The sequence below is a fragment of the Colwellia sp. KS18-150 genome (genome assembly GCF_057551365.1).
Genome location: NZ_BAAJMC010000007.1, coordinates 31919 through 48731 on the forward strand (window position 1 = coordinate 31919; position 16813 = coordinate 48731).

Here is a 16813-nt window from a genome sequence, read left to right on the forward strand (position 1 = left end):
GTAAATTAACATGAACAAATCACCTATTCGTATCATTAAAGCAGACCAACAAGACTCTGATGTCTGGGCACTGCCTAATGTTGAATCTAAGCCAACAGCACAAGAAGAACAGCATACTAATGCGTTAGGTAAAAAAACAAATTGGCAATATGAGCCACCTGAAGAAGAAGAGCTTGAAGTACAGCCCCTTACCGCTGAAGAAATTGAAGCCATAAGACAAGCGGCACATGAAGAAGGTTTTAATCAAGGTAAAGAAGAAGGTTTTGCCAAAGGATACGAAGAAGGCAAGAGCGAAGGGCTAACAGAAGGTACAAATCAAGGAATCGAAGTAGGCACAGAGCAAGGGCTCGCCGCAGGTAAAGAAACCATAGATAATTTAAGCGCTCACTGGCAAGGTTTAATTGAACAGCTTGATAAACCGCTAGCAAGTGTTGAAAAAAATGTTGAAGAGCAACTACTTAATTTAGTGGTACAGCTTACAGAAGCCGTGGTATTACAAGAAGCCAAAACAAATCCAGATATTTTGATGGCGGCAATCAGTACTGGCATTAAAGTCCTGCCAAGTAATGAAGCACAAACACAAATTCACTTACACCCAGATGACATCAAATTAGTAGCACAACAATTTGGTGAACAACATCTTAAAGAAAGTGGTTGGCACCTTTTGCCAGCACCTCAACTCACTCCAGGTAGTTGTCAAATTGAAAACAGTACTTCAAATATTGATTTACAGATGAAATCGCGTTTGAAACAAGTATTGGAGTCATTTTTGCAAGATGCTTTACATCAATAGCCTTGATGCAAAAAGTGTAGGCGGGAACTTGTTCGCGCTTTAGTAATTTTAAAAAGGTAAGTCATGGTAGATAGTGCACGCATTAGTGAACGACTTAAAAACAGTCAACGCTTTGTTCATCCTTTTAAAGAAAGTGTGGCTGGCCGCTTAGTGCGGGTGGTGGGACTAACTTTAGAAGCCGTTGGCGTTAAAGCGCATGTTGGCAGCCAATGTTTAGTCGAAACTATTCATGGTGACTTACTGGCAGAAGTGGTTGGATTTGCTCAAGATATTACTTATCTTATGCCAGAAGAAAGCTTGCGAGGTGTTTCACCTGGAGCTCGTGTTTTACCCGTATCAACAAAACTACATTTACCTTTATCAATGAAATTACTTGGCCGAGTCATTAATGGCATAGGTAAACCATTAGACGGCAAAGGGCCTATAGAGTCAGATAACGATTATGTAAACGATAATCAGCCAATTAACCCTTTATCTAGACGCGCGATTACTGAGCCACTTGATGTTGGTGTTAGAGCTATTAATAGTTTTATCAGCGTGGGGAAAGGGCAGCGAATGGGATTATTTGCCGGCTCAGGTGTTGGTAAAAGTGTTCTGATGGGCATGATGACTCGAGGTACAAATGCCGATGTTATTGTTGTAGGTTTAGTCGGAGAGCGTGGCCGAGAAGTAAAAGAATTTATTGAAGAAATTCTTGGCGAAGAAGGACGTGCTCGCTCAGTAGTGGTGGCATCACCAGCGGATAACTCACCTTTAATGCGTTTAAAGGGCTGTGAAAGTGCGGTACAAATTAGCGAATACTTTCGTGATAAAGGTTTAAACGTTTTATTATTACTCGACTCATTAACACGATACGCACAAGCACAGCGTGAAATAGCTTTAGCTGTTGGCGAGCCTCCTGCAACAAAGGGTTACCCGCCATCGGTATTTTCAAAATTACCACAGTTGGTTGAACGAGCAGGTAATGGTGGGGAAGGTCAAGGGTCTATCACCGCGTTTTATACCGTATTAACGGAAGGAGATGATTTACAAGATCCCATCGCTGATGCTGCAAGAGCCATTTTAGATGGGCATATCGTATTATCAAGAGAGCTAGCTGATTCAGGGCATTATCCAGCCGTTGATATAGAAGGCTCTATTTCTCGGGTTATGCCTATGGTGGCAAGTGAAGAGCACCAATCTTTGGCACGTCAACTTAAACAAATATATGCAGTTTACCAACAAAACAAAGATCTGATTGCCATTGGTGCGTATACCCAAGGTAATGATCCCCGTATTGATCAAGCGATTAAAGTGGTCCCTGTCATTAACTTCTTTTTACAACAGCAAATGCAAGAAGTTATTCCTTATGAGCAAAGTATTGGTCAGCTAAAAGAAATCATTGCTGCGGCGAATGCCAACAGCCAAGCAAATGCTAACCAAGGCGCACCCGCTTAGGTGATTATAACTATTTTGGGAGAGTAGTAATGGCGACAAAGCAACTTGAAACCTTATTAAAGTTTGAACAAGGTAAAGAAGAGTTAGCAGCAAACACATTACGAGTGGCTGAAAACGATTACCAACAAAATGTTATACGTCTACAGAGTGTTGCTGATTATCGTCTTGAGTATATGAAACGGTTAAGCCAACGCTCTAGTATTGGTTTGGATAGCGCTACGTATAACCATTATCATGCTTTTATTAGTAAGCTGGATTACGCCTCGTCACAAGTCGAAATAGCCATGAAACAAGCAAAAGCATTGGTTACACAGAGTCGAGAATTATGGCTAAAGCAAAGACAAAAAGTACAGGCCGTTGAAATGTTGGCAGCTAAACGGCAAGTTGCTCTGACCAAAATTGCTAATAAAAAAGAGCAAAATATGTTTGATGAAATCGCCACACAGCAATTTATTCGTCGTCAATCGTCATAAAACTTAGTTAGTATTTTAATCTGGAATGTTTTTTGCAGCATTTATACTAATTAATATACCGTCTGTGTTAACTTTGCTATTAGCTTTAGTGTTGGAATAAATATGCCGCAACTTAATGTATTACCGATTAGTGTCTCACAACATGTCGAGTCGACTGAAGAAAACGCAAGGTTTTCTAGCACTGAGGGTAATGAAGAATTTTCACAACTTATCGACCAGCACCTTGCTACAAGTCACGAAAAGTCGAATGCAAAAAAAGATGAGGCTAACACCTCAACAGAAAACTCCCGGCATAATGATAACGCTCAGCACACAACTAAATCAGCAAATCAAAGCAAGGGTCGAGAGCTTAATAAAGATGATATCAGTGGTGATGTAGATAAAACATCTGAGCAGCAAGAAGTTGCCGCGAGCGGCAATAACGGTCAAGAAAGTGATAAAGCTGCTGAGCAACAAGCATTATCAGAGTCAGAGCAGCTGATGTCGTTTTTACATAAAGCCGACAGTACATTACTCAATGACACTCAGTCATCACATAAAGACGTAGCTCCTTTATCTGCAGAGCAAAAAGCCTTGTATGAAACTAAACTTTTACTCAATAGTAGTAACCTAGTTGCTGATTTATCGGGTGTTGCTAAAGCGTTGTCGGCAGAGCAAATTGAGCAACAAGTCACGCAAAGTGTTATTGATAAAAAGCAGTTGTTAAGCAGTGAGTCTAAACATGAAAAAGCTGATAAAGGTATAGCTAAGCTACCTGTAGAGCCCTTTGTTGAAGGCAAAAGTGAAGAGGCTATAGGGAGTGAGCAGCGAGGTGTTAAAACCACAGGCAGTGCTGATACCTTAACTGAATCAGAGCAAGCTCAATTAATAAAATCAAAATCAGAACAAAAAGTGACAGCCATTAATGCTTCAGTTTTGACGCCTAGTGAAGAAAGTAATGGTCAAAAATCCTCTCAAAATCATACCGAGCAAGATCTAGAGAGCAAAATTAAAACAAGTGGTTTAAGTGGTAATGCTACACCTACTTCTAGTGTTAAAAATGCTACTGATATTTCTGATACTACGATAGAAAGTATCAAAAACGCTATGAATCCGGAGTTGATCGAAGTACAAAAAACTGTTGCGATAAAAATAGCAACAGATGCGGCAAGTCAGTTTGAACAGGCTCAATCGGCACTATCACAAAAAGTTGAAGCGTTAGCACAAGCGAAACAACAGCAAAACAAAGAGTCGTTATTATCTGCTGATAAACAATTAAAAACGAATTTTACAGAGTCAACCATACAAGACAGTACCGAGGTAGTTAGTGACGGTAGTGATGTTAACATTGAGCAGCCATTAGTTTCTGAAAGTGACAGTAAAGTTGCGATAGCGAATAACCAAATAGCAACAAGTAATCAGGTTGCAGGAAAAACGGCAATTAACTCTGAAAATACTAAACAGTCTCGTTCTGCAGCCGCTGATGTTCAAAAAATGAAGCATACAAACCAAGCTGTAAAAGCAAATGAAGTTATTGCCCAACAAGAAAATAATGCTCAAAAGCAAGATGTATCACAATTGTCTGAGCAAGAACAGTTAGCGGCCAAAAAACAAGCCGTAGTCACTGAAGAGGTGGCAGCAGCTGATAAAACAGTTAAAAATGTAAAGGCTGAGGTGACAGCAAATGCCAGCTTCACCGACGTCAGTAGTAGAGCAACACAAGTTGCTCAACAAGCACAAGAACAGCAGTCAATTGAACTATTAAACCCTGCTGTGGCAACTGAAGTTCCTCAAAGTCAGAAATCAAATGCACAGTTGCACCAAGAAACGATTTCTATTTTTAGAAAAGACTTTACTGATGCGGTAAAAGATAAAGTTATGTTGATGATTTCACAAAAGTTACAACAATTTGATATCACCCTAGACCCGCCTGAGTTAGGAAATATGCAAGTGAGAGTAAACTTGCAGAACGAGCAAGCCGCGGTAAGTTTTATGGTGCAAAATCAACATGCTAAAGACGCATTAGAGCAAAATATGCATAAGTTAAGAGATATGCTAGCCGAGCAAGGGGTTGATGTTGGTGATGCCAATGTTGAGCAGCAATCACAACAGTCAGACAACAAAGGTAGTGATAAATCAGGCTTTCAACAAAACGAAGATATTGCTCAAGCAGAAGATATGATGGAGCACACGTTATCAGGAAATATGATTAACTCATCGGTAAATGCTGTTGATTATTATGCTTAATAAGAAATAATTACCGCTAAACGATCAGAAATTGAGCAAAATGTAGTTAAGTTGATGAAAACACATTGGCTAGGATGCGTTTCAAGGATATTATCTAATGATAGTTATGTTCAATATAAAACAAACAAGGGCGAATCATGGCAGATGAGAAAGAAACAGCCGAAGGTAATGAAGCTGAATTAGAATTAGATGGTGGTGGTAAAAAGAAAAAAATGCTAATCATCATAATTGCTGTAGTCGTTTTACTTGGCGCAGCAGGTGGCTATTTCTTTTTTATGTCAGGTGGTGATGAGCCAGTGAGTCAAGAGCAACTTGATTCAGCATTAGATTCAGAATCAGCAACCACGCAAAGCACTGAACAACAAGGTGCACAGGTTGGTACTGCCCTTTATGTTCCAATGCCAAGACCTTTTAGATTTAATGTTCCTGGTGCTGCACGAGATCGCTTTGTAGAGATTAGAGTGCAATTACTCGTTCGCGGTGGCGATAATGAAGAAAATGCCAAAATGCATGTGCCTTTAATTGAAAGCACCTTATTAGGTATTTTTTCACAAGCCAATGCCGACGATTTATCAACAAGTGCAGGTAAAGAATCGTTGAAGCAGCAGTCATTAGCCGCTGTACAAAAAGCCATGACGGATGTTGAAGGCAATAAGACAATTGAAAAAGTATTATTTACCGGTTTTGTGATGCAGTAATCAAAAGCCAGTGCACGAGAAATTAACCTTTAAGTTATTAATAGAAACTAAGTTAAAAAAGAGAATGACCATTGAGTGATTTACTATCGCAAGACGAAATTGATGCATTGTTACATGGTGTTGATGACGTTGAAGAAGAAGAAGTAGTTGAAGAGGTTGCCGAGCGAAAAGACGGTACCTCTGACTATGATTTTTCTTCACAAGACCGTATTGTGCGTGGTCGTATGCCAACGCTGGAAATGGTCAATGAGCGTTTCGCTCGTCATATGCGGATTAGTTTATTCAATATGATGCGCCGTACGGCTGAAGTGTCTATTAATGGCATACAAATGATTAAATTTGGTGAGTATATTCACACTTTATTTGTACCTACAAGTTTGAATATGGTGCGCTTTCGTCCTCTAAAAGGTACTGCCTTAATCACCATGGAAGCAAGATTAGTTTTTATTTTAGTGGATAACTTTTTTGGTGGCGATGGCCGATATCACGCAAAAATTGAAGGTCGTGAATTTACGCCAACAGAGCGTCGAATTATTCAAATGTTGTTAAAGCTTATTTTTGAAGACTATAAAGAAGCTTGGTCGCCGGTAATGGATGTTTCTTTTGAATATTTAGACTCAGAAGTAAACCCATCAATGGCAAATATTGTTAGTCCAACAGAAGTGGTCGTGATCAGCTCCTTTCATATTGAACTTGATGGCGGTGGCGGCGATTTTCATGTGGCATTGCCATACTCTATGTTAGAGCCGATTAGGGAGCTTCTCGATGCAGGTGTGCAAAGTGATAAAGAAGATACTGACATGCGTTGGTCGAAAGCACTTCGAGATGAAATTATGGATGTTCCTGTTGCAATTAATACCAAATTTTTAGAAGTAGAAATACCTTTAAGCCAAGTAATGGATTTACAAGCTGGCGATATTATCCCAATTGAAATGCCAGATCATATTACTGTGCTTATCGAAGATTTACCGACATTTAGGGCTAAGCTAGGTCGAAGCCGCGATAACGTAGCATTGAAAATTGAAGAAAAAATTAGGCGTCCAGAATCAGTTAAATCTGAGTTGACCATTTTAACCAAAGGCGGAAAACGTCTTGATAGTGATGCAGAGTTGCAGCTACTTGAAGATGATTTATAACCTAAATAACGGGTTGTAAATCAAGCATAATATTTTACAGAATTGAACATTGAGGCAAGCGGTATGAGTAATGATAATGATGAAGATCTAAGTATGTGGGACGAGGCTTTAGACGAACAAGCCGAAGCCTCATCGAAAGAATCTGAAGAAGCCGAAGCGGTTGAGCTTGAAGAGCTTACCGAAGATGACAACCCGATAACCGGGGAAGAAAAGCGCAAGTTAGATGCGATTTTAGATATTCCTGTGACTATCTCAATGGAAGTAGGGCGCAGTAATATAAGCATCCGAAATTTATTACAGTTAAACCAAGGCTCTGTTGTTGAATTAGACCGCGTCGCAGGTGAAGCGCTTGATGTCTTAGTTAACGGCACATTAATCGCCCATGGGGAAGTTGTGGTGGTTAATGACAAGTTTGGTATTCGTTTAACCGATGTGATCAGCCAAATAGAACGTATTAAAAAGTTAAAATAATGACAAGACTCGTTAGTGTTTTATCAGCCATTATATTGAGTTTATTTTTCCAAGTAGCCTATGCACAGCAAGAGACACAACAAGAGGCAGAGCAGGGAGTCGAGCGTATAGCTGAACAAAGTACAGAGTCTAAACTTGCTGCGGCTGAACAAACTCCAGAAGTAGGAAAGCATGTGATGGCAAATATGGATGCCGGCAGCATGATCGTATCCTTGTTGATGGTATTAGCCATAATCATTATCAGTGCCCTAGTGTTAAAACGTTTTAATATTACCCAGCAAAACACCAGTCAATTGAAAGTGGTAGCCAGTTTATCTTTAGGCGCTAAAGAGCGTGTTGTGGTAGTGCAAATAGCCGAACAACAGCTCGTGTTAGGTGTTACAGCTTCACAAATTACCTTAATTGAAAACCTAGAAGAGCCCTTACAAATAAATAGTGAGTCAGCCTTGCCAATGGCGGGTAATGTACTTAACTTTTTAAAAAAGGCCAGTAACCAGCCCTCTAAACTCAAAGAAAATTAATTAAAAGTAAGTTAACGATAAATAATTATGATGAAAAAAACGCTCTTACTGACTTTATTATTTTTAATCGCTTTTAGCCCAAGCTTTGGCATCTATGCGGCAGAAGATTTGTCTATGTCAGCATTAAAACTCACCACCAATGCTGATGGGTCACAAGAATACTCTGTCACACTGCAAATATTAATTTTTATGACGGCGCTCAGTTTTATTCCTGCAGCCGTTATTATGATGACTTCTTTTACACGTATTGTTGTGGTTATGGCGATTTTGCGACAAGCCTTTGGCTTACAACAAACACCGTCAAACCAAGTGATAATAGGGTTAACCTTATTTATGACCTTATTTATTATGACGCCAGTTTATAATCAAATAGATGAAACGGCGATACAGCCCTACCTTGCAAAACAGCTCACATCAGTGGAAGCTATTGATCAAGGTAAGGTGCCATTACGCGCTTTTATGCTTGAGCAAACAAGATTAAAAGATTTAGATACTTTAGCCTCTATGGCAGGTTTAAATGCAGTTGATAAGCCAACTGATTTACCAATGACGGTGATTATTCCTGCTTTTATTATCAGTGAATTAAAAACTGCGTTTCAAATAGGTTTTATTTTGTTTATTCCCTTTTTGATCATTGATTTAGTCGTAGCAAGTATTTTAATGGCCATGGGTATGATGATGTTATCGCCAATGATAGTGTCATTACCGTTTAAATTAATGCTATTCGTGTTAGTTGACGGTTGGAATTTAGTGATAGGCACCATAGCTACAAGTTATGGTTTAGGCAGTTAAAGGCGTAGACCTTTAAGTAAACAAGAGAAGATAAAATGGGTCCAGAGGTCTTTGTTGACATATTAAGAGATGCGTTACTACTAGTAATTATACTGGTTAGTGCTGTGATCTTGCCTAGTTTATTTATTGGCTTAATTGTCGCTATATTCCAAGCTGCAACCTCTATCAACGAACAAACTTTAAGTTTCTTGCCAAGACTTATTGTTACTCTGCTAGCGCTTATTTATGGCGGTCATTGGGGGGTTGAAAAGTTGATGGATTATACTTTCAGGTTAGTGGCTAGTATTCCAAGTGTGGTTAGCTAATGGAATTTACTGAGTCAGTTATTAATCAATATCTGGCTGATTTTATTCTGCCTTTCACTCGTGTCTCCGCCTTAGTAATGACTATGATAGGTTTTGGGGCTCGCACCATCCCTACGCGTATTAAACTGTTTCTTTGCATAACAATAACCTTTGCAATAATGCCGGCTATTCCACCAACAAATGTTGAACAGTTATTATCTTTTAATACGGTAATTATAGTGGCGCAGCAAACTATTATTGGTGTCATGCTTGGTTTTATCACAGTGATGGTGGTAAATACCTTTACCTTAGCCGGACAAATTATCGCCATGCAGTCTGGGTTAGGCTTTGCCTCATTAGTTGATCCCGCAAGTGGTATGAATGTTCCCGCTGTTGGTCAATTCTTTTTAATATTATCTTCATTACTTTTTTGGGTGATGGATGGACACCTTGCTTATTTGCAGTTTGTTGTGGCTAGCTTTGATACTTTACCCATTGGCAGTGATTATTTATCAAGTACTAAATTTAAAGAGATTGCAGAGTGGGGAAGTTGGATGTTTGCGACGGCGCTATCATTAGCGTTAGCACCTCTTACGGCGATGCTTGTTATTAATTTCTCTTTCGGGATCATGACTCGAGCTGCGCCACAGCTTAATATATTTGCTATTGGTTTTCCAATTACCATGATGGCAGGTTTACTTATTATGTGGCTGACTTTTGGTAATTTCCTAACCCATTTTGAACTACAGTGGCAACGCGCGTTAGATTTTAGTTGCTACCTTATAGACTGTAGAGCAACTCCCTGATTTAGGGTAAAACACTATGGCAGATTCAGACAGCGGTGAAAAATCCGAACAACCGACAGCGAAAAAGCTAACTGACGCAAGAAAAAAAGGTCAGATAGCACGCTCTAAAGACTTAGGTACCATGTTTGTCTTAGTGGGCACCGCATGCGCCATGTTCTTAATGGGCAGCTCACTAGTGGATGGCTTATTTCAGGCGATGAAACGTATGTTTACTATCACCCGAGCTGAAGCAATGGATGTTAATGCCCTATTTAATGTTATTAGTAGCACCGTTGGTGCTGTTATATGGCCAATATTGTGGATCTTTTTTATCGTTATACTTGCCGCGTTTGTTGGCAATACTATGTTAGGTGGTATGAGTTTCTCTTGGGAAGCAATGGCACCTAAAGCCAGTAAATTATCACCCCTCGCTGGCTTTAAACGTATGTTCGGTGTACAAGCCGCAGTAGAGTTAATAAAATCCTTGTTAAAATTTTTCGTCGTTTTTATCGTGGCTTTTTTATTGCTGAGTAGTTTCTTCGATCAAATTTTAGGTTTAAGTTTAGAAACCATACCAACGAACTTTGAACATGCAGTTAACATGCTATTGTGGATGTTTTTAGTCCTTTCTTTGTCAGTCGGTATCATTGCCGCCATTGATGCCCCCTATCAGGTTTGGAATCATACTCGTCAGTTAAAAATGACTAAACAAGAAATAAAAGATGAGCATAAAAATACTGAAGGTAATCCTGAAATTAAAGGGCGTATAAAACGTACTCAATATGAAATGTCACAGCGTCGTCAAATGGCTGAAGTGCCCAATGCTGATGTGATTATCACTAACCCGACACATTTTAGTGTTGCTTTAAAGTATGACTCTGCAGTAGGTGGTGCGCCTGTTCTTATCGCAAAAGGCATTGATGAAATGGCAATTCATATTAGAACTATAGGTAAAGAGCATGGTGTGGAAATTATTCCTGCGCCCGCTTTAGCACGTTCACTATATTATACTGCGGAAGTTGATCAAGATATTCCTGAAGAGCTATTTGCTGCTGTGGCTCAAGTATTAGCCTTTATTTATCAGTTGGACTTACATAAAAGAGGTCGTGCTAAAAGACCTATCCCAATTGCGAAAAACTTACCTATACCAGACGACTTCAAGTACTAAGATCTTAAATCAAAGCATAAACAGCTAAACGTTTTATTTTAAGGTTTAAACTTCGCCACGAATTGATTTTTGGTATAGCTTTTGCAATTTCACAACTAGCGTCAAAAAATTATCATTAAGAGCTAGCAGTAACGAATGCAATTAACCACCTATATCAATCAATTTAAACAAACAAAATTAAGCCATTTTTCCGGTTTAGGTACGCCTTTACTCGTTATGGCTGCGCTCGGTATGGTGGTTTTACCGATGCCGGCATGGCTTTTGGATGTGCTCTTTTCCTTCAATATTGCTTTATCTCTGGTTGTACTTCTCATTACGGTATACACCCTAAAGCCACTCGAGTTTGGCTCGTTCCCATCTGTTATTCTTATTGCAACAATATTGCGTTTAGCACTCAATGTCGCCAGTACTCGTGTGGTTCTATTAGAAGGGCATGAAGGTACTGACGCTGCTGGTAAGGTAATTGAAGCTTTTGGCTCAGTGGTCATAGGTGGAAATTACGCTGTTGGTTTAGTGGTATTTTTAATCCTAATTATCATTAACTTTGTCGTTGTCACTAAAGGTGCGGGTCGTATTGCTGAAGTGACTGCTCGCTTTACTCTAGATGCAATGCCCGGTAAGCAAATGGCGATAGATGCTGATTTAAATGCGGGTTTCATCAATCAAGAGCAAGCTCGAGAGCGTCGAATTGAAGTGACCAGTGAAGCTGATTTTTATGGCTCAATGGATGGTGCGAGTAAATTTGTAAAAGGCGATGCAATAGCCGGTATTTTAATATTGTTCATCAATATTATCGGTGGTTTAGTCATTGGTATGGTGCAACATGATTTAACCTTTGATAGTGCGGTTGAGATTTATACCTTACTTACTATTGGTGACGGCTTAGTAGCACAAATTCCTGGTCTATTATTATCAGTAGCTACAGCGATAGTTGTAACCAGACAAAACACCTCCCAAGATATGGGAGAACAAGTAAGCAGCCAGTTAGGACAAGAGAAGTCATTATATATCGCAGCAGGTGTCATGTTCGTCATGGGTGTTATTCCTGGAATGCCACATTTTGTCTTTTTGTTTTTTGCTGCGGTTATTGCGGCTAGTGCCTATTTGGGTAGTAAACGTAAGGCAAATAAAGCCGTTGAAATTGAAAAGGTAGCTCAAGAAGAGCAAGCACAAAATAAACAAAAAGAAGAAGAAGTAAAAGAGCTTGATTGGGATGATGTGAATCATGTTGATGTAATTGGATTAGAGATTGGCTATCGATTAATTCCATTAGTGGATAAAGCGCAAGGTGGCGAGTTGCTTAGCCGTATTAAAGGGGTTCGTAAAAAGCTCTCACAAGAATTCGGATTCTTGGTACCTGCCGTACATATTCGTGATAATTTAGATTTAGATCCTAACAGCTATCAAATTTCATTGATGGGAGTAACGATTGGTAGCGCAGAAATCAGACATGATCAAGAATTAGCAATTAATCCAGGACAAGTCTTTGGGACCTTAGATGGGGTTGCTACTAAAGACCCAGCTTTTGGTCTCGACGCAGTTTGGATTAATCAAAATCAGCGTGAGCAAGCACAAACATTAGGTTATACCGTAGTTGATTCGGCAACGGTATTAGCGACTCATTTAAGCCAAATTCTAACGAATAATGCATCACAATTGCTTGGTCATGAAGAGGTTCAAAACCTACTTGATATGCTAGCAAAATCTTACCCTAAACTTGTTGAAGGTTTTATACCGGATACCTTAACGTTAGGCACCGTAGTAAAAGTACTACAAAGCCTGATGAATGAAGGGGTAGCAGTACGTGATATGCGCTCAATCGTACAAACACTTGTTGAATATGGACCTAAGAGTCAAGATGCTGAAGTATTAACGGCGGCAGTGCGCATTACTTTACGTAAATTTATAATTCAAGACCTAGTAGGCTCTGCTTCAGAGGTACCTGTCATAACCTTGGCGCCTGAGTTGGAACAAATGTTGCACCAGTCTATGCAAATGGCAGGTGATGATGGCGCGGGCATTGAGCCTGGTTTAGCTGAGCGTTTACAAAAATCACTTACTGATGGTGCTCAACAGCAGGAAATGGCCGGAGAAGCGCCAATATTATTAACATCAGGGATTTTACGTACCGTTTTAGCTAAGTTTGTAAAATACACTATTCCTGGCTTGCGGGTGATTTCTTATCAAGAAATACCTGATGATAAACAGATTAAAATTGTTAGTGCCATAGGGCAGTAAATAATAGCTTAAGTAACGAGCGAGTAAGTTACTAAATGAGAGGTTAGCTGTGAAAATTAGACGTTTTGTTGCCAAAGATATGCGTAGCGCATTAGCACAAATTAAAGAAGAATTAGGTGTAGATGCGGTTATTATGTCAAATAAGAAAATCCCAGAAGGGGTTGAATTAATGGCAGCTGTAGATTATAGCCAATCTGTACCTGAAGCTCAGGCTAGCATTGAAACAAGAGACGATCTTCCACGTGAAATGAGCAATGATGTCGTTAATATTAGTGCGCCTTCTACTTCTGTTCCCAATGCGGAAGAATCAGGAAGAACTGAGCCCAAAATCCCAATGGATAGTTTGTCCGCTTTATTAGGCCGCCAAGTGCAGCAACCTAAAGAAGTAAACCATACTATTGGTGATGAGCATAAAAGAAATGCCTCTGTAAACGCTGATGATGATATTGAGCAACAATTACGAAGCTTTACCGAAAGATTACGTCATTCAAGTCCTGATGGGACGATACCTGCACCTGATGAAACATCTACTGCGCTAAATACAGAATCAATGCAAGTTAGTGAATCTGAGCAACATAGTTCAGTTGAAGCTCAGCAAATGGCTAAACAATTAAATGAACAGAAAAACAGCCAGCAACCTACAGAGCAAACGTCAGTAAACCAGCAAGATTTTGATAAAATTCAGCAAGAGATGGCTTCGATTAGACAGCTTCTTGAGCACCAAGTTTCTGGTTTAATGTGGCAAGACATGGCACAAAAAGATCCTCAAAGAGCCGTGCTAGTTTCTAGACTGTTAGCATTAGGACTGAATGAACAAATAGCGGATCAGATAGCGGGTTATATTCCCGCACAGCACCATGAAGTACAAGCATGGCAAGAGGCGACTAAGTTAATTAGCGAGCAAATAAATACCACACAAAATGATATTATTCAGCGTGGTGGTGTTATTGCCTTAGTTGGGCCAACCGGTGTAGGTAAAACGACAACAATAGCTAAGTTAGCCGCTCGATTCGCACAAATAAATGGTGCTGAACAGGTCGCTTTAATTTCTACGGATACTTTTAGAATTGCGGGATTTGAACAACTAGAAACATACGGTAAAATTATTGGTTGTCAGGTTAAACTTGCCAAAGATGGTCAAGCGTTAGATACACTATTACAACAGTTTAGCCAGAAAAAGTTAGTACTGATTGATACTGCAGGTATGGGACAAAGGGATATGCGATTGGCTGAAAATCTAGCCAATTTAGTCTCGAACACGCGGGTTAGAATTCGTAATTACTTAGTGATGGCGGCTAACAGTCAACAACAAGTTATGCAAGAAAATGTCGATCGCTTTAAAAAAGTACCATTATCGGGTTGTATTTATACTAAACTGGACGAAAGTGTCAGTATTGGCGAAATAATTACAACTTCAATTCAAAATGGCTTGCCAATAGGGTATCTTACTGACGGACAAAGAGTGCCTGAAGATATTAAAGTTGCAAATGCTGAAAAATTAGTTACGCTTGCTGATAAAATGGCAAGTAAGTCAGCGAAAAATACCTCTTATTCAACTGCTCGGCCAATGCCAATAGCACCAGCCGCAGTTATATAAACCGAGATATAAGTTTTATTAATTGTAGTTTTCTTCACGGCTGTAAAGAAGTAATATAATAAGAATTATCAAAGAAGTAACGTTAATGGCAGATCAAGCGAGCGGCTTAAGAAAAATGCAGGACTTAAAAAAAGTTAAAGTAATCGCAGTTTCAGGTGGTAAAGGCGGTGTAGGTAAAACTAACGTATCGCTAAATACTGCTATAGCTTTAGGTCAACAAGGCAAACGAGTTTTAGTGCTAGACGCTGACTTAGGTTTAGCCAATGTTGATGTGATGTTAGGGCTTAGAGTTAAACGTAACCTATCTCATGTGTTATCAGGTGAATGTGAGCTTGATGATATAATTATTACTGGTCCTAGTAATATTAAAATTATTCCTGCAACTTCCGGCTCACAATCAATGGTCGATTTAACACCATCAGAGCATGCAGGGTTAATTCGCGCGTTCAGTGAAATGCAAACTCAGTTTGATGTACTCATCGTTGATACAGCAGCGGGTATTTCAGATATGGTGTTGAGCTTTACTAGAGCATCGCAAGATGTGATGCTAGTTGTTTGCGATGAGCCTACGTCTATTACCGATTGCTATGCGCTGATGAAGTTATTAAGCCGAGATCATGGCGTGTTTAAATTCAAAGTGGTTGCCAATATGGTACGTACTCCTAAAGAGGGGCAACAACTTTTTGCAAAACTAACCAAGGTAACTGATAGGTTTTTAGATGTTGCGCTTGAATTAGTTGCCGTCATACCTTTTGATGAAAATATTCGAAAATCAGTACGAAAACAACAGGCCATTGTTGAAGCGTTCCCTGAGTCACCTGCAGCTAAAGCTTTTAAAGGCTTAGCAACCAAAGTGACAAATTGGCCTATTCCTAAACAAGCCTCAGGTCATTTAGAGTTTTTTATTGAACAATTACTTGATTATTAGTCATTGATTCACCACCCTTAACAGGGTAGATATATTAAACTGAAAACGTAACCATTTTAAATAAACTATAAATTTTGAGTGAGAACGATATAACGTGGCAAAAGCTAATGCTTATAACAATCAAATTGATAAAACGGTGTTATTAGAGCAGCATACCGTCTTAGTCAAACGTATTGCTTACCATTTATTAGCAAGATTACCCGCCAGTGTTATCGTTGACGATTTAATTCAATCGGGAATGATAGGTTTATTTGAAGCGGCAAATAATTTTGATAATACCAAAGGTGCAAGTTTTGAAACCTTTGCTGGAATCCGTATTCGTGGTGCAATGTTAGACGAAATGCGCCGTGGCGATTGGACTCCTCGCTCTGTGCATAAAAATAGTCGCATGGTAAGTGAAGCGATAAAACAACTAGAGGCTGAATTAGGCCGAGATGTTACCGATATAGAAGTGGCTGAAAAACTTGATATTTCATTAAATGAATACCATCATATATTAAGCGAGGTTAGTACAGGAAAAATACTCGGTATTGATGATCTTGGTGTTAGTGAAGATGCTATCAATTTTGATGAATCATCTCACTCAGATGATCCATATCAAGACATTGAACATAGTGCTTTTAAAAAAGGCCTTAGTGAGTGTATTTCCTCTTTACCAGAGCGTGAAGCTTTAGTACTGTCACTGTACTACGATGAAGAATTAAATTTACGGGAGATTGGCCAAGTTCTTGACGTGAGTGAATCACGGGTCAGTCAAATACATAGTCAAGCAATGCATCGTTTAAAATCACGTATGCAATCTTGGCAAAGTTGAGTAGAATAAGTAGTAACTTAGTAATATATATATTAATTTGAAACTTGAATGTTTCGCCGGAGGGTGCCTTGGATAAAAATATGAAAGTGCTTGTAGTTGATGATTTTTCAACAATGAGACGAATAGTGAAAAATTTGTTGCGCGATTTAGGGTTTACTAACATTCAAGAAGCTGATGATGGTAGTACTGCTTTACCTATGCTTCAAGGTGGCGATTTTGATTTTGTCGTTACCGATTGGAATATGCCTGGCATGCAGGGAATTGACTTATTAAAAGCTATACGTGCTGATGCAAGTTTATCGCATATTCCTGTATTGCTGATCACTGCTGAAGCTAAAAAAGAGCAAATTGTTATGGCTGCTCAAGCAGGTGTTAATGGCTATATTGTTAAACCATTTACCGCAGCAACGCTAAAAACGAAACTAGACAAAATTTTTGAACGTTTAGCTTAG

Annotated in this window: 17 protein-coding genes; all 17 read left to right on the forward strand. The window is 39.3% G+C overall.

Annotation, left to right across the window (positions count from 1 at the left end; genetic code table 11):
• Nucleotides 1-10 precede the first annotated feature (10 nt).
• Nucleotides 11-793, forward strand: a complete 783-nt coding sequence (fliH, locus tag AC27IF_RS10845; protein ID WP_487054341.1) for a flagellar assembly protein FliH — start codon at nucleotides 11-13, stop codon at nucleotides 791-793.
• A gap of 63 nt (nucleotides 794-856) precedes the next feature.
• The gene (fliI, locus tag AC27IF_RS10850; RefSeq protein ID WP_487054343.1) at nucleotides 857-2230 is read left to right on the forward strand and encodes a flagellar protein export ATPase FliI; all 1374 of its coding nucleotides are present in this window, start codon (nucleotides 857-859) and stop codon (nucleotides 2228-2230) included.
• Between the two features lie 29 nt (nucleotides 2231-2259).
• A complete protein-coding gene (gene fliJ / locus AC27IF_RS10855; RefSeq protein WP_487054345.1) occupies nucleotides 2260-2703 on the forward strand; it encodes a flagellar export protein FliJ in 444 nt (147 codons plus the stop codon).
• A gap of 102 nt (nucleotides 2704-2805) precedes the next feature.
• Entirely contained in the window at nucleotides 2806-4929 is a 2124-nt protein-coding gene (locus AC27IF_RS10860; protein WP_487054347.1) for a flagellar hook-length control protein FliK, read from the forward strand.
• A 137-nt stretch (nucleotides 4930-5066) separates the two neighbouring features.
• The gene (fliL, locus tag AC27IF_RS10865) at nucleotides 5067-5627 is read left to right on the forward strand and encodes a flagellar basal body-associated protein FliL (RefSeq protein WP_487054349.1); all 561 of its coding nucleotides are present in this window, start codon (nucleotides 5067-5069) and stop codon (nucleotides 5625-5627) included.
• 71 nt (nucleotides 5628-5698) lie between these two features.
• Nucleotides 5699-6763 carry a flagellar motor switch protein FliM gene (gene fliM, locus AC27IF_RS10870; RefSeq protein WP_487054351.1) on the forward strand — a complete coding sequence of 355 codons (1065 nt, stop codon included), beginning with the start codon at nucleotides 5699-5701 and terminating at the stop codon, nucleotides 6761-6763.
• A gap of 63 nt (nucleotides 6764-6826) precedes the next feature.
• Nucleotides 6827-7234, forward strand: a complete 408-nt coding sequence (gene fliN / locus AC27IF_RS10875; protein WP_487054352.1) for a flagellar motor switch protein FliN — start codon at nucleotides 6827-6829, stop codon at nucleotides 7232-7234.
• On the forward strand, nucleotides 7234-7755 hold the full coding sequence (fliO, locus tag AC27IF_RS10880; RefSeq protein ID WP_487054353.1) for a flagellar biosynthetic protein FliO: 522 nt from the start codon (nucleotides 7234-7236) through the stop codon (nucleotides 7753-7755). Before fliN ends, fliO begins: the two co-directional genes overlap by 1 nt.
• Nucleotides 7756-7785: 30 nt before the next feature.
• Nucleotides 7786-8547: a flagellar type III secretion system pore protein FliP gene (gene fliP, locus AC27IF_RS10885; protein ID WP_487054473.1), complete on the forward strand. Its 762-nt coding sequence runs from the start codon at nucleotides 7786-7788 to the stop codon at nucleotides 8545-8547.
• A gap of 35 nt (nucleotides 8548-8582) precedes the next feature.
• A complete protein-coding gene (gene fliQ, locus AC27IF_RS10890) occupies nucleotides 8583-8852 on the forward strand; it encodes a flagellar biosynthesis protein FliQ (protein WP_487054354.1) in 270 nt (89 codons plus the stop codon).
• Entirely contained in the window at nucleotides 8852-9637 is a 786-nt protein-coding gene (gene fliR / locus AC27IF_RS10895) for a flagellar biosynthetic protein FliR (RefSeq protein WP_487054355.1), read from the forward strand. Before fliQ ends, fliR begins: the two co-directional genes overlap by 1 nt.
• Nucleotides 9638-9653: 16 nt before the next feature.
• On the forward strand, nucleotides 9654-10784 hold the full coding sequence (gene flhB / locus AC27IF_RS10900) for a flagellar biosynthesis protein FlhB (RefSeq protein ID WP_487054356.1): 1131 nt from the start codon (nucleotides 9654-9656) through the stop codon (nucleotides 10782-10784).
• Nucleotides 10785-10919: 135 nt separating this feature from the next.
• Entirely contained in the window at nucleotides 10920-13022 is a 2103-nt protein-coding gene (gene flhA, locus AC27IF_RS10905) for a flagellar biosynthesis protein FlhA (RefSeq protein WP_487054357.1), read from the forward strand.
• A gap of 49 nt (nucleotides 13023-13071) precedes the next feature.
• On the forward strand, nucleotides 13072-14619 hold the full coding sequence (flhF, locus tag AC27IF_RS10910; RefSeq protein WP_487054358.1) for a flagellar biosynthesis GTPase FlhF: 1548 nt from the start codon (nucleotides 13072-13074) through the stop codon (nucleotides 14617-14619).
• Between the two features lie 85 nt (nucleotides 14620-14704).
• Nucleotides 14705-15547 carry a MinD/ParA family protein gene (locus AC27IF_RS10915; protein ID WP_487054359.1) on the forward strand — a complete coding sequence of 281 codons (843 nt, stop codon included), beginning with the start codon at nucleotides 14705-14707 and terminating at the stop codon, nucleotides 15545-15547.
• Nucleotides 15548-15641: 94 nt separating this feature from the next.
• Nucleotides 15642-16361 (forward strand): RNA polymerase sigma factor FliA, encoded by a 720-nt coding sequence (locus AC27IF_RS10920; RefSeq protein ID WP_487054360.1) that lies wholly within the window; start codon nucleotides 15642-15644, stop codon nucleotides 16359-16361.
• A gap of 68 nt (nucleotides 16362-16429) precedes the next feature.
• Nucleotides 16430-16813 carry a chemotaxis response regulator CheY gene (gene cheY / locus AC27IF_RS10925; RefSeq protein ID WP_081967698.1) on the forward strand — a complete coding sequence of 128 codons (384 nt, stop codon included), beginning with the start codon at nucleotides 16430-16432 and terminating at the stop codon, nucleotides 16811-16813.